Consider the following 13,551-nt stretch of genomic DNA (forward strand, 5'->3'; position numbering starts at 1 on the left):
TCAGCGACTGAACTCGGCGGCGGCTCGGGCCGACGTGGTGATGAGCTCGTCGGCGACCCACCGCGCGACGCCGGCGGGGTAGGGCGCCGACAGTCCGAGGACGATGTGCCGGAAGCCGGCGTCGAGCGCCTCGCCGATCGCGTCCCGGGTGATGTCGGGCTGGTCGTAGGAGACCGGCAGGTGGATCGAGCGGATGATCGAGGCGGGGTCGCGGCCGAGCTCGGTGCAGTAGCGGTCCAGCAGCCGGCTGCGGCGGACGACGTCGTCGATGTCGCCGCCGGGGATGTTCCACAGGTCGGCGTGCTCGGCGGCCACGCGCAGCGTCGGGCCCGAGCGCCCGCCGATGAGGATGGGCGGGTGAGGGCGCTGGACGGGTTTGGGGTTGCAGAACGCCCCGGTGAGCCGGACGTAGGTGCCGTGGAAGTCGAACGGTTCGTCCTCGGTCCACAGCCGCCGGATCACCGTGCACGCCTCGGCGAGGCTCCCCACGGCGTGCGCGGCGTCGTGGAAGGGCAGGCCGTGTGCGTCGTACTCGCGCCGGGCCGAGGGCCAGCCGGGCCGCGAGCCGGCGCCGATGCCGAAGTCGAGCCGTCCGCCGGAGACGATGTCGACGGTCGCGGCGATCTTGGCCAGCAGCGCGGGCGGCCGGAAGCGGTTGCTGGTCACGAGCAGGCCGAGGCGCAGCCGCCGGGTCTGCGCGGCCAGAGCCGAGAGCAGGGTCCAGCCTTCGTACGTCGTCCCGTCGGGGTCGCCGAAGATGGGCAGGAGATGATCGAACAACCATGCGTGCTCGATCTCCGGGATCGTGTCCGCCTCGCGCCAGACCCGCAGGACGTCCTGGTAGTCGACCTGCGACGGGGCGGTCATGATCCCGAAGCGGGGCCGGGAGGTGTGCAACATCGGGCCGCTGATCCTTTCGGTCGTTCAATCGGAACACGGTTCAGCGCGGTGCTTCCTGGCCGCGCCTGACTTGGTGACCAGAGCTCTGCTCTGGCATCATGAGCAATCGGAACCTAGTTCCGATTACGATAAGGAACGCGGTTCCGTTTTGGCAAGCTCGGCAGCGGAGGAAGCGGCACGGTGGACGAGGGCGGCACGGGGCGGGCGGCCCCGCGCAAGCGGGCCGACGCCCGGCGCAACGAGAGGACGCTGCTCGACGCCGCCGCGGCGGTCTTCGTGACCTCGGGCGTCGAAGCGCCCGTGCGCGACGTCGCGGCCAGGGCGGGAGTCGGGGTGGCCACGATCTACCGCCACTTCCCGACGCGGGCGGACCTCATCATCGCCGTCTACCGGCACCAGGTCGAGGCCTGCGCCGAGGCCGCTCCGACCCTGCTGGCGAGCGGCGCGACCCCGCACGCCGCACTGGGGCGATGGATCAACCTGTTCGTCGACTTCCTGGTCACCAAGCACGGGCTGGCCGCCGTGCTGCGGTCGGACGACGCCGGCTTCGACACGCTGCACGCCTATTTCCTCGACCGGCTCGTGCCCGCGTGCGCCCAGCTCCTCGAAGCCGCGGCCGCCGCCGGCGAGATCCGCTCCGACGTGGACGCCTACGAGCTCATGCGCGGCGTCGGCAACCTCTGCATCGGCGCCGACAACGATCCCCGCTACGACGCACGCCGGCTGGTCGAGCTCCTCATCGCAGGACTGCGCCTGCCGCACCGCTAGGGTCGGCGAGGCCGCGGATCAGCGTTCCGGATGCCGGACGAGCCGGTCTTCCGCCCCCCGAAGTGAACAAACTGATTCACACGCTCCCCGCCGCGATAGAGGATCGTGGACATGGCGAAGGACTACCGGTACGCCGACGCCGTTCGGCTCCTGGGCGGCGCCGATCCGGCGGTCGAGAAGATCGACCTGCTGCTCAGCATCGGCACGCTCGGACTCTGGGACGTGATCGACGCCAAACAGCAGTTCGTGCAGGTGGGCAACACCCTCCTCGGCCGGTGGCGCGAGTGGCGCACCGGCCGCGAATGGCACAGCCGTACCGAACGCATGGAGGCCGCGCACACGATCCTGGTCATCACGGCGTTCTTCGAGGCGGTCGACTCCCTCGATCTGCCGTTCAGCTCGCAGGACCTGCGGATGAGCAGGGAAGAGCAGGCGAAGCTGGCCGGGCATTCGGGCATCGACCTGTCGCGTGGCCTCCCCCGTCCTTCGCCGTACCTTCCTTTCGAGCAGGCCAAGCGAGCCGTCCTCGAGTTCTACGAGACGTACGGTCATCGCCTGCGGTCGTTCGTCATGAGACTGAAGGTCTGGGACGGGCTCGGTCCGTCCGAGCGGGAGAAGGTCGTCGCCCAACTCGAGCGGAAGCTGCCGGAGACGGCCGTCCGGCATTACGAGGACCGGTACCGGAGGCTGGCGCTCGACGTCCCGGAGTTCGCGCTGTGGGCGGGGATGATCGAGCATCAGGCGACGAGAGCAGGCCTGGCGGAGCTCGAGCGGTTGCTGTCCCTGGTCACCTCGGGCGCCGCCCTCCCGGCCCAGCTGACCACCCTGAGCAGGCTGCACCGCACGGCTCTGAAGGAACCGCTGGCGGCGACGAGGGGACAGGACGAGACGGCCGCCGCCGTACGGTTGCCGACCGTCGAGGAGGCCTATGTGACGCCTCGCTTCCGTACGAGCGAGGTGCGCCACCCCGCCGACCCCAGCCTCGAAGCGTGGTGGGACGACCTGGAGGTCCGCGATGACCTGCCGCGGTTCCTCGCCGGCTTTCTCACCCGGTCGACGGCGAGCGAGGTGCCGTTCGTCATCCTCGGCCAGCCCGGCGCGGGCAAGTCCCTGCTGACCAAGGTCCTGGCCGCCCGGCTGCCGGAGGGACGGTACCTGCCGGTCCGGGTGCCGTTGCGGGACGTGGCGGCGAACGCCGACATCCAGGAGCAGATCGAGCAGGCCGTCTACCGGCTCAGCGGTGAGCGGCTGGAGTGGCCCGCTCTGGCCAGGAGCGCCGAGGGCGTCCTGCCCGTGGTCCTGCTCGACGGCTTCGACGAACTGCTGCAGGCGACGGGGGTGCGCCAGTCGGACTACCTCGAGAAGGTGGCCCGGTTCCAGCGGCGCGAGGCCGATGCCGGTCGGGCGGTCGCGGTCGTCATCACCTCGCGTACGGCCGTCGCGGATCGGGCCGCGTTCGTCCCCGGCACCGTGGTCGCCAGGCTCGAACCGTTCAACGAGGCGCAGATCGACCGCTGGCTGACCGCCTGGAACGCCAGGAACGACGCCTACTTCGTACGGCAGAGGATCAGGCCGCTCGCTCTGGACGTCGCGCTCGCCCAGCGAGCCCTGGCGGAGCAACCGCTGCTCCTGCTGATGCTCGCGCTGTATGACGCCGACGGGAACGCGCTGAGCAAGGACGCGGCGGAGTTCCGGCAGACGGAGCTCTACGAACGGCTGATGCGCAGATTCGTGGAGCGGGAGCTGGAGAAGGCCTATCCCGAGGACCAGGTTCCGTTCCTGCTCGAACGCGAGATGCTGCACCTGTCGTACGTCGCGTTCGCGATGTTGAACCGGGGCCGCCAGTGGGTGACCACGGCCGAACTGGACCACGATCTGTCGGGACTGGAGTTTCCCGCGCAGGTGCGCACCGGCACCTTCGCCACTCCGCTCACGGCCGGGGAACTCGCCATCGCGAAGTTCTTCTTCCTCCATCGCGCACAGGCCACCCGCGACCACGACGTGGTGCAGACCTACGAGTTCCTGCACGCGACCTTCGGCGAGTATCTCACCGCCCGGCTCATCTCCACCCTGCTGGGTGACCTGGCCGTCAAGCAGTCGGGCCTGGTGGTGACCGAGGTCGACGACGGGCTGTTGCAGGCCCTGCTGTCATGGTCGGCGCTGTCGTCCCGTACCACCGTCGTCTCCTTCCTGCGGGAGCTGGCCGAGGCGAAGGGCGCGGAGAACCGCTGGGGCGAGCTCGTCATGTGGCTGAGCCGCCGGTTGGACACGCGGTTGAGCGTGCCGTACCCGAACTACCGCCCGCGCACGGCCGGCCTCCCGCAGCGCCACGCCTACTACTCCGCCAACCTGCTGGTGATCGCGCTGGCCTGCCTGGCAGTCCTCAGGGCCGGCGCGTTGCTCCCGGGGCACGAGGACCCGCTCACCGAGTGGCGGCGCCACACCCTGCTGTGGCGCTCGCAGTGCGCGGCCGGCGAATGGGCGAGCCTGATCAACCTGGTGCAGGCGGACATCGTCGCGCTCCAGAACGGCGAATGGGACAGCGAATGGGACATCGAGCTGCGGCTCGACCTGAACGGCTCGACGCCGCAGCCGATCGCCGGCGACTGGGTGGAGAACGAGCCACCCGGCGACCACTCCATCTGGCACGGCGCCTTCCCCCCACCTCGAACACCATCCGCCGAAGCGATGCTCGACGTACCGCTGCCGGTGGCGGAGCCGGCCGACGGGGCGAGCCTGCTGGACCGGGTCGCCGAGGTGTGCGAGGCCCGGTACGAACACGCCCAGATCCGCACGGTGCCGGCTCACCCCCCGTACCTGCTGATGACCGTCCCCGAGAACGGGTTCGTCCGCCAGTACCTCATCGGCGCTCATCTGGGCCGGGTCACCGAACCCGACGTGGAGGCGTTCCTGCGGCATGTGCACGCCGCCGTGCCAGGCCCGGGATCCGAACTGGTCTACCAGGGGCCCGCGCCGGCCACGGCGGTGCGCGACTACGCCACGCGCAGAGGGCTCAGGCTGCGCAGCTTCATCGAATTCCAGGGCCTGCTCGACCTGTCGGACTACGTGGCCGAGCAGACCAGGCGGCTGCGCTCCGACCGGCGCTACCCGCCCGACCTGTACGTACCCCAGCGGTTCAGGGAGCTGGACCGTCCCCAGCCGGGCGTACAGGAGGACCTGGCCGAGGAGCTGATGCGGCTGCTGGCCGCCGACCACGGACGGTTCATGCTGGTGCTGGGCGACTTCGGCCGGGGCAAGACGTTCGCACTTCGCGAGCTGGCCCGGCGCATCCCGGCCGAGCTGCCGCACCTGACGCCGGTCTTCATCGAGCTGCGCTTCCTGGAAAAGGCCCAGTCGATGGACTCCCTGGTGGCGGCGCACCTCGCCGCGCACCACGAGCGGTTCATCGATCTCAAGGCGTTCCACTACATGCTGCGCCAGGGGCGGATCGTGCTGCTCTTCGACGGCTTCGACGAGCTGGTGACGCGGGTCACCTACGACCGGGCGGCCGACCACCTGACCACGCTGCTCGCCGCGGCCCAGGACAAGGCCAAGATCGTGGTCACCAGCCGTACGCAGCACTTCAGGTCGCACCATCAGGTCCTCACCGCGCTGGGCGAGATGGTGGGCATGCTGCCGCAGCGCCGGGTGCTGGCCGTGGAGGACTTCACCCCCACCCAGGTGCGGGCGTACCTGCTCAACAGGTACGGCGACGAGCAGGCCGCCGACGACCGGTTCGCGCTGATCGGCGGCATCTCGGATCTGCTGGGCCTGGCCCAGAACCCGCGCATGCTCAGCTTCGTCGCCGACCTGCCCGGCGATCGGCTGCGCACGGTGGCGACGACGGGCGGCGCGATCAGCCCGGCAGGGCTGTACGAGGAGATCCTGACCTCGTGGCTGGCCTTCGAGGAGCGGCGGGCCGGGGTGCCGGGCTCGGCGGCGGTGCTGAGCACCGAGGAGCTGTGGCAGGCGGTGACGGCGCTGGCGCTGCGGCTGTGGGAGTCCGGGAAGTCGCTGCTGGACCTGGACGAGCTGACCGAGATCGGCGAGACGCTGACATCGCTCGCCGACGGGCGGCTGTCGGCCGCGCAGGCGGCGCACGCGGTGGGGTCGGGCAGCCTGCTGGTGCGGACCGAGGAGGGGATGTTCGGGTTCATCCATTCCTCGGTTATGGAGTGGCTGATCGCCCGGCATGTCGCCCTGGGCGATCCCGCGCCGCTGCCGCGCCGGCACTTGTCGACGCTGACCGTGGACTTCCTGTGCGACCTGGCGGACGTGCGGTGGCTGCGGTCGTGGGTGACGGAGACGCTGGCCGACGCGGGTGCCGACGACGTCTCGCGGGCCAACGCGATGAAGATCGCCGGCCGGCTGCGGTTGCCCGCCGGCCCCGATCTACGGGGGGCCCGGCTGACCGGCGAGGACCTGTCGTACCGGGATCTCTCCGGCGTCGACCTGAGCGGGGCGGATCTCACCGACGCCCGGCTCGTGGGGACCAACCTGGCGCGGGCGGTGCTGCGGGACGCCCGGCTCGTGGGTGCGCGGCTGGACGAGGCCGTACTGACCGGGGCCGACCTGCGTGGAGCGGACCTGACCCGGGCCAGGCTGGCCCGGGCCGACCTGCGCGACATCGCGACCGAGGGCAGCCGCTGGGACCGCGCGGCACTGATCGCCGTGACCCTCTCACCGGCGCTGGCCGACGACCCCGCCCTGCGCGGCGCCGCGATCGCGCCGGGCCGGCCGGTGGCCGTCGAGGTGGCGCCGGCGCTGCTCGGCGTGCCGTATGACCATCGCCACGAGAGCGGCCGCCTGCCCGAGCCGATCGCCTACCACCCCGACGGCAACACCCTGGCCGTGGGCAGCGACGACGGCGGCGTGCTCATCTGCGACACCGCCACCGGCTTGCCGCTGCGCACCCTGTACGGGCACCGGGGACGCGTCCACAAGACCGCGTACGCCTCCGGCACGCTGGTCACCGGCGCCGACGACGGCACGATCCGCCTGTGGGACCCCGCCACCGGCGAGTGCCTGCACGTGCTCACCGGGCACCCGGAAGGCGTCTGGCCGGTGGTGCTCAGCCCATCCGGTGAGCGGGTGATGGCCGGCGGCGCCGACGGGGTGCTGCGCGTGTGGTCGGTGCGCACAGGGGAAACGGTGGCGACCCTGCCCGGCCACTCCTCTCCGCTCCACACCGCCGCGTTCGCCGGCGATCTGCTGGCGACCGGCGACGCCACCGGCGCGATCAGGGTCTGGGAGTTGGCCTCCGGCCGGGTGCGGCACGAGCTCGCCGGCCACGGCGGCGCGGTGCATCGGCTGGCGCCCAGCCCGGACGGCCGCCTGCTGGCAGCCGGGTACGCCACGGGCCTGATCCGCCTGTGGGACCCGCACGAAGGCTCGCTCGTACGGGAGCTCCCCGGCCACGCGGGCCCGGTCCGCACGCTGTCCTTCGACCCCAACGGGCGGCTGCTGGCCTCAGGAGACGCCACGGGCGCGGTACGGCTGTGGGACGTGGCCGACGGCACTCCTCGCAGAGCCCTGCCGGGTCACGACACCGCTGTCCACCAGGTGCTGTTCAGCCCCGACGGGCACGTGCTGGCCAGCGGGGACGCACGCGGGGTGGTGCGGCTCCAGCGGCTCGACGGTGAGCAGGTGGAACTGACGGGGCACCATACCTCGGTGTGGCCGTTCGCCTTCCGGCCCGACGGCCGGCAGCTCGCCACCAGCGGCAACGACGGCACGGTGCGCCTGTGGGACGCGCTCACCGGCCGGAGCCGGCGCATCCTGCGCGGGCACGGGCGGCGGATCTCCACAGTACGGTTCAGCGCCGACGGCTCGATGCTGGCGACCGGCGGCAACGACGGCGTCGTACGCGTGTGGGAGCCGTGGACCGGGCGGCAGCTGCGGCAGTTCACCGGCGCCTCCGACCGGCTCGTCTCCGCGGCGTTCTCCCCCGCCGGCCCGCTGCTGGCCACCTCCACCAACGACGGCGGCGTGCACTTCTGGAACGCCGCCACGGGTGAGCACGAGCGCGAGCTCAACGCCAGCACCGACCAGGTGTGGGCCGAGGCGTTCAGCCCTGACGGGAGCATGCTGGCCATCGCCGACGACGAGGACAGCGTCAGGATCTGGCACCACCCGACCGGGCGGCTGGCGGCCGAGCTGACGGACCACCTCGGGCGGGTGCGCGCCATCGCGTTCAGCCCCGACGGGCGGCTCGTCACCACCGGCTGCGACGACCGTCGCGTACGGCTGTGGGACGCCGAGACCGGCACGCTGCGGGTCCAGCTGATCGGCCACGACGACCGCGTCCACGCGGTGGCCTTCCACCCGTCGGGCGACCGGCTGGCCAGTGCCGGCCACGACGGCACGGCCCGCGTCTGGGACGTGTCCACCGGGGAGTGCCTCAACGTGCTCCGGGAGGGGACCGGCCGGTTGTGGGCAGCCGCTTTCAGCCCCGACGGGTCGTTGCTCGCCACAGCCGGCGACGACCTCGCCGTACACCTTTGGGATCCTGAGACGGGCCGCCGGCTGCACACCCTGACCGGGCACACCCGGCGCGTGGTCTCGGTGGCCTTCGCACCGTCGGGCGATCTCCTGGCCAGCGCCGGCGACGACGGCGGCGTCATCCTGTGGGACGTCGGTCCCGGCACGGCCCCGGCACGGCGTGCCACCCTGCTCGGCCTGCCGGACGGCTGGGTCGCGCTGACGCCCGACGGGCGCTACAAGCAGATGGGCGAGGTGGCCGGGCAGTTCTGGTTCGTCGTCGGGATGCGCCGATTCGAGCCTGGCGAGCTCGACCCGTACCTGCCGTCGGTCCGTCAGGTCCCGCTGGACCACCCTCTCCGGGGAGCTCCCGGCACATGAGGCGCCGCACCCGGTCGTTCGGCGGGCGGCAGAAGCGACCTGTCACACCCGCACGCTAGATTCACTCCAACCACATTTGATCTTCAGTCACCACCTGGATGTACGACATGCACCCCCTCATCGTCACCTTGGCCCTTGTCACCGCCGCTCCCACCACCGCCCACGCCCAGACAGCCGAACCCGACCCGGTGGCGGCCCTGCGTTCGCTGCTCGTCCGCGGCGCCGGCGCGACGGCCGAGTTCTACGGCCAGGCCTCCACGGACCTGTCCAAGGAGGTGCAGCTGAACGGCCGGCGAACCTTCATCGGAAGCGGCATGGGACTGCGCGGAACCAGCAAGGTCAAGCTGGGCCGGGCCGGCGTGATCGCCTCGGAGCACACCCGGCAGCTCAGCGTGAGCAGCAAGGAGCTGATGGTGGAGGAGGCGCCCAAGGACCCTTACTTCGCCGGCGTGCTCGCCACGGTGGGGACGCTGCGCACCATCAGCGTGGGCGGCTGGCAGTACCAGCTCGCGCCGCGGGCGAAGACCTGGGTGCGCACCGGCCGGGCCAGCGGCGCCGCGGCCGCGTACGGCGACCAGTTCATCAACGTCCTGGAGCCGGCCACACTGCGCAAGCTGCTGGCCACCAAGACCCGCAAGACCGTCGGGCCCTGGACCACGGATCACACCACCGGCCGCAAGCAGCGGATCTACAACCTGACCGGGACGATCAAGCTCAAGGAGCTCTATCGCGTCTCCCCCAGCTTCCGCGAGGCGGCGGGGACCGCGACCCTCGGGACGTCTGAGGTGACATGGACGTACATGTACGACGACCGCGGATGGCCGTACCGGGTCGGCTGGCGCTTCTACGCGCACCCGCGGCCCGAGGTCCCGGGGCTCGGACACGACCGGATCCTGCGGGGGCACCTGGCCACGCAGTACCGGAACTGGGACAAGCCCATGACGATCACCGCGCCCCAGGCGAAGCCGGGCCGGGGACTCGCGGTGGACGACCTCGCCGACGTCCTCAGCGCCCCCGAGCGCCGCAAGTGAGGAACGCGCCGTAATCGCCTGGGCGTGGAGACGAGCTCCGCTGTTCTCCCTCCACCACCGCCTGGCAGGACAAGGAGAGGGCGACCATCACCCGATCGCCGCCCTCCCCTACATGGCCACGCCGTCGACATCGCGACCGGCCGGCCCCGCCTGTGCGCCCCCAGGTGCAACCGACTTCATGCACCGCCGAAGGAACTCCGAGCTCAGGCCGTTCTCACGGGTTGCCGTACTTCTTGACGAACTGGTAGTACGTCCATGCCCATGCCCTGCAGTCGGGCCGCACCAGGATGAAGTAACCCCCGCATACCTTGTCGCGCATGGTGATGTAGAACCGGTTGTCCACGTCCAGCTTTCGCGTACGCGTGTTGTCGAGGTAGTACTTGTACTTCTTCTTCTGGTTGGCGATCAGGCCGTACCCGTAGTCGTGGGAGTCACAGGCCGGTCGCATATCGAAATTGTGGGGCTTGTCCGGAGACTTCGTGCAGTGGTCGTAGTAGATGCCCCGGACCTTGAAGCCGCTGGCGGTCCGCTTCCAGTCGGGCTTCCGCCATTTGCCGCCGTGCCATGCCCAGGCCGAGCAGCCCGACTTCGTGTACCACATCCAGGTGACGGCAGTGTTGCACTTCTTCGGGTAGGACTGCGGGGGATCCACGCCGTCCGGCAGGAAGTCACTGGCCGGCGGCTCGGTGGCGTTCGGGTCGTCGAGCCCGGCCGCGCCCTCGGTCGGCCCGCCGTTGGCCGGCATGTCCGTGCCGGTGGCGACCACCTGGGGAGCGGCGACGCCTGCCGGGAACGACAGCTGCCAGCCGCCGCTGGTGACGGACTCGATCGACGACAGGCGCCCCACCGAGTCGTAGGCGTAGGTCCCCTGGACGGCGCCGACGCTGGGATCGCTCGCGGTGCGCAGCAGGCCGTTCAGGTCGTAGGCGTAGCTCGCCTCGATCTGCGGCGCCTCGGTTCCGTAGGTGACCGCGATCTCCTTGAGCCGGCCCGTGTAGTCGCCGTTGGAGGTGCCGGTGGCCGTGGTGGCCGTGGCGTAGGTGAACCTGGTGACGGTTGCGGGGGTCGCGGCGCCGGCCGGCTCCTTCACCGCGCTGACGCGGCCCTGGGCGTCGTAGGCGATCGTGGACTTGCCGAAGGCGGTGCTGCCCACATCGGTCACCCGCCAGGGATCGGCGCTCGGCGCCCCGGCCGGCCGGGCCCAGGTGTAGGTGAGCTGGAGGTCGCCGGTGCTGATGGGGGTGCCGTCGGCGGTGGCGAAGGTGTCGTCGCCCGCCTCCACGGGGCCCGGATCCGTCACGAGCGTCTCGACCGTCGTGGTACGCATCGCCCCGATGACGGCGTCCCACTTGGTGGTCTCGGTGATCTTGGACCCGCCGGCGGCCTCGTATGTCTGGACGCCGCCGCCGTCGGGGAAGGAGACGCTGCTCTTCAGGGGATAGCTGGTCGACGTCCCCTCATCGAGCTCCGTGACGACGATGGTGCCGTTCTGGTTCTCGAGTTTCCGGTTGATCTCTCCGCCGGCGAACTCGGCCTGCCAGCCCGGCCCGAAGACGCCCAGCTCGGGCCGGGTCGCCGGAGCGGACTGCGGCCTGGCCAGATCGTCGGCGGCCAGCACCACGCCGTGCCTGCGGCTGATCGCGCCCGCGGACACGTCCAGCTCGGTGAGCTTGAAGGTCTTGGTGTCCGAGGAGTACTGGCCGGGGCCGATCTCCTGAACGTTCGCCGGTGGTGGGTCGTCGAGCGCGGCGGCGGAGACCACGTCCGGGAAGAGGAAGGGGAGGAGCATCGCCGAGACGGCGACGGGGAGCGCTAATCGGCGCAAGGGGTGCCTCCAGGTGAAAGGAGAAAGTGATTTGATCACCTGGAGAGTAAGGGTCGGTAAATCACCTGGCAAGAGCTAGACAATTCCATGGAACAATGTTCAAATCGCCTGTGAAGCTATGTCTTGGATGCGATTCATTCACGCATTCATGCAGGTCGATGGGCTCCATGGCGAATTTATGGCGAGCTTATGGCGACACTGTGGAGCCGTCGACAATAATGACCCGAAGGCGCATTCAGTAATTCGCGAATACAAGATCGCGTCAAATCCGACCGCCGCGACGCCATGGCCACCGAAGCCCCTCGCGAACAACTCGTAGATCATCTGCCTCCGAGGCGCCTCGGCAGGTCGAGAGCAACATCGTCGGATTCCCAGCCATTACCACCGGGCCCCCGCTGACTGATGCGCACAATGCGAACCGGTGGCAACGTCCTGGAGGCCGGCAGGTGCGCGTCAACGCCACGGTCATGGGCGAGTGCGGCAGCCCCGGACAAGGCCACCATCGCCGGTCCCGTGTTCTAGGATCCTGGGCCTATGAGCCAATTGCGGACGCTATCTGCCACGGAAATCCCTTCGGAACGACTCCTGCTTCGCAAAGCACACGCTGCCGACCGTGAAGAATTCATCGAGCTCATGACCGATCCCGAGGTTCAGGCCTACCTCGGTGGTCCCCGGCCTCGGAGTGACGTCGAGCAGCACTTCGACGCAGCCATGACCGCCGACGCGACATCCAGCCCTGGCAACTATGTCATCGCCGACAACACGACGAACCGACTTATCGGAACATTGATGCTCGCCCACCGGCCGACCGACCGCCCCAGGCATGTCACCGAGGATGGCGAGGAACTGGAACTGGGCTATCTACTGCGGCGCAGCGCATGGGGCGCGGGGTTCGCGTTCGAGGCCGCAACGGCCGCATTGCGCACCGCGGCCGGCGAACTCCCCGACCAGCCGGTCGTGCTCGCCACCCAGACCGCGAACAAGCGATCTCTGAAACTCGCCGCCCGCCTCGGCTTCCGCCCCATCAGTACGTACGAGGCGTTCGGCGCCGAACAGACCCTCTGCACCGCTCCCCTGTCCCTGTTCCAAAGCTGATCTCAGCATCCAACCCAGCGGCCCTCAGACCAGGAGACCCAGGATTTCAGGTGTTTCCCAGCCCGTCACCTGCCACTCGTGGCCGGTTTCCTCCCGCGCACCGGTGAGGTCGGGCCGGTCAATCGAGTTCAGGCTCGCTCATGTTGGTTCACCTCACGTGGCTCCCAACCTGGCTCCTTTTCAGGCTCTCAGCCAATCACGGCCAAAGGATGTCCAGCGCCAGCAGCAGTGTGCCGAGGCCGATCGCCATCGTCCCCAGCACCAGTCCCGCCACTGACATGCTGCGGTTGGACACCGTGGAGATCGTGGCCTTCCTTCGCACCCCAGGCCATGCCAGCGCTACCGCAATGATCCCGAGAGCCAGCACCGTCCAGTTCGGCGCCCCCCACTTCGCTCTCAGCGGGCCACCGGCGAACATGGCGAGGCAGGCGACGATCAGAGAAAAGAGACCCATACGATCGAATAATCGCGTCATAGCGAGCGAGTGTAGATCCCTCGCCTGCCATTCCATCGATCAGCGAGAGACGCGGAGCCGAGCCCGGCTCTTTGCGCTACGGCAGAGCGTCAAGGTGTCGTTGACACTAACCGGGCCAAATTCAGTGGCACATGACCCGTTTCTTGGCCTGCCCGTCTGCCGTCGTCCCACCCACGGAGGCAGCGGGCCAGCCGCGGACCTGCCCGGACGCGTGCCGGTGTCGGGGTCGTGATGGAGTTAAGGGCGGCGGCCCCTCAGCTCATCAGCGCCAGCCGGGCGGTGCTTTAGCCGTCTGCCGGGAGCGCCAACCGGAGGCGGCGGCGTGCCGAGACCGCGGCGCGTGCGGCCCCTTCGGGGGCGCGTGCGGCCCCTTCGGGGCCGCCTTGACTCCCTCACCACAGTGTTCAGCCTTGGTCGCTCCATGGGAGCATCAGAGCAGCCGTGGAAACGTGCCGGGCCGGGACGGTCAGGCTCACCTGGTGTTCACCACCCGAAACGGCACCAAGATAAGCGCAGGCAACGTCCGTCGGGAGTGCGGCGAGTGATCGTCCGAGCCGGTCTGGTCGGTGCCGATTGGACACCCCGGGAGATGCAAC

7 protein-coding genes are annotated in these 13,551 nt (G+C 70.0%); 4 read left to right on the plus strand and 3 right to left on the minus strand.

Going from position 1 to position 13,551, the window contains the following annotated elements; genetic code table 11:
- On the minus strand, window positions 1–900 hold the full coding sequence (locus AB0J87_RS35195) for an LLM class flavin-dependent oxidoreductase (RefSeq protein ID WP_363972195.1): 900 nt from the start codon (window positions 898–900) through the stop codon (window positions 1–3).
- A 180-nt stretch (window positions 901–1,080) separates the two neighbouring features.
- On the opposite strand from AB0J87_RS35195, the gene AB0J87_RS35200 reads away from it, so the two are divergent.
- The 3 genes from AB0J87_RS35200 to AB0J87_RS35210 all read left to right on the plus strand — a co-directional run bounded on the left by AB0J87_RS35200 (window position 1,081) and on the right by AB0J87_RS35210 (window position 9,560).
- Entirely contained in the window at window positions 1,081–1,668 is a 588-nt protein-coding gene (locus tag AB0J87_RS35200; RefSeq protein WP_363972197.1) for a helix-turn-helix domain-containing protein, read from the plus strand.
- A 111-nt stretch (window positions 1,669–1,779) separates the two neighbouring features.
- Window positions 1,780–8,529, plus strand: coding sequence for an NACHT domain-containing protein (locus AB0J87_RS35205; RefSeq protein WP_363972199.1), 6,750 nt, complete (start codon window positions 1,780–1,782; stop codon window positions 8,527–8,529).
- 107 nt (window positions 8,530–8,636) lie between these two features.
- Complete coding sequence (locus AB0J87_RS35210; protein ID WP_363972201.1) at window positions 8,637–9,560, plus strand: hypothetical protein; 924 nt, start codon at window positions 8,637–8,639, stop codon at window positions 9,558–9,560.
- 214 nt (window positions 9,561–9,774) lie between these two features.
- Here AB0J87_RS35210 and AB0J87_RS35215 read toward each other — a convergent pair whose 3' ends face one another.
- Window positions 9,775–11,385, minus strand: coding sequence for a phospholipase A2 (locus AB0J87_RS35215; RefSeq protein WP_363972203.1), 1,611 nt, complete (start codon window positions 11,383–11,385; stop codon window positions 9,775–9,777).
- Window positions 11,386–11,919: 534 nt separating this feature from the next.
- On the opposite strand from AB0J87_RS35215, the gene AB0J87_RS35220 reads away from it, so the two are divergent.
- Window positions 11,920–12,480, plus strand: coding sequence for a GNAT family N-acetyltransferase (locus AB0J87_RS35220; RefSeq protein ID WP_363972205.1), 561 nt, complete (start codon window positions 11,920–11,922; stop codon window positions 12,478–12,480).
- 196 nt (window positions 12,481–12,676) lie between these two features.
- Here the strand turns inward: AB0J87_RS35220 and AB0J87_RS35225 are convergent, their stop codons facing one another.
- Window positions 12,677–12,955 (minus strand): hypothetical protein, encoded by a 279-nt coding sequence (locus AB0J87_RS35225; protein ID WP_363972207.1) that lies wholly within the window; start codon window positions 12,953–12,955, stop codon window positions 12,677–12,679.
- Between the last annotated feature and the right edge of the window lie 596 nt (window positions 12,956–13,551).

Source organism: Nonomuraea sp. NPDC049625 (assembly GCF_040675285.1).
GTDB lineage: Bacteria > Actinomycetota > Actinomycetes > Streptosporangiales > Streptosporangiaceae > Nonomuraea > Nonomuraea angiospora_A.

What these genes read in the sequence shown, in the direction of transcription:
- AB0J87_RS35195 (WP_363972195.1), bottom strand. Translation starts at nt 900, where the DNA reads ATGTTGCACACCTCCCGGCCCCGCTTCGGGATCATGACCGCCCCGTCG.
- AB0J87_RS35205 (WP_363972199.1), top strand. Translation starts at nt 1,780, where the DNA reads ATGGCGAAGGACTACCGGTACGCCGACGCCGTTCGGCTCCTGGGCGGC.
- AB0J87_RS35210 (WP_363972201.1), top strand. Translation starts at nt 8,637, where the DNA reads ATGCACCCCCTCATCGTCACCTTGGCCCTTGTCACCGCCGCTCCCACC.
- AB0J87_RS35220 (WP_363972205.1), top strand. Translation starts at nt 11,920, where the DNA reads ATGAGCCAATTGCGGACGCTATCTGCCACGGAAATCCCTTCGGAACGA.
- AB0J87_RS35225 (WP_363972207.1), bottom strand. Translation starts at nt 12,955, where the DNA reads ATGACGCGATTATTCGATCGTATGGGTCTCTTTTCTCTGATCGTCGCC.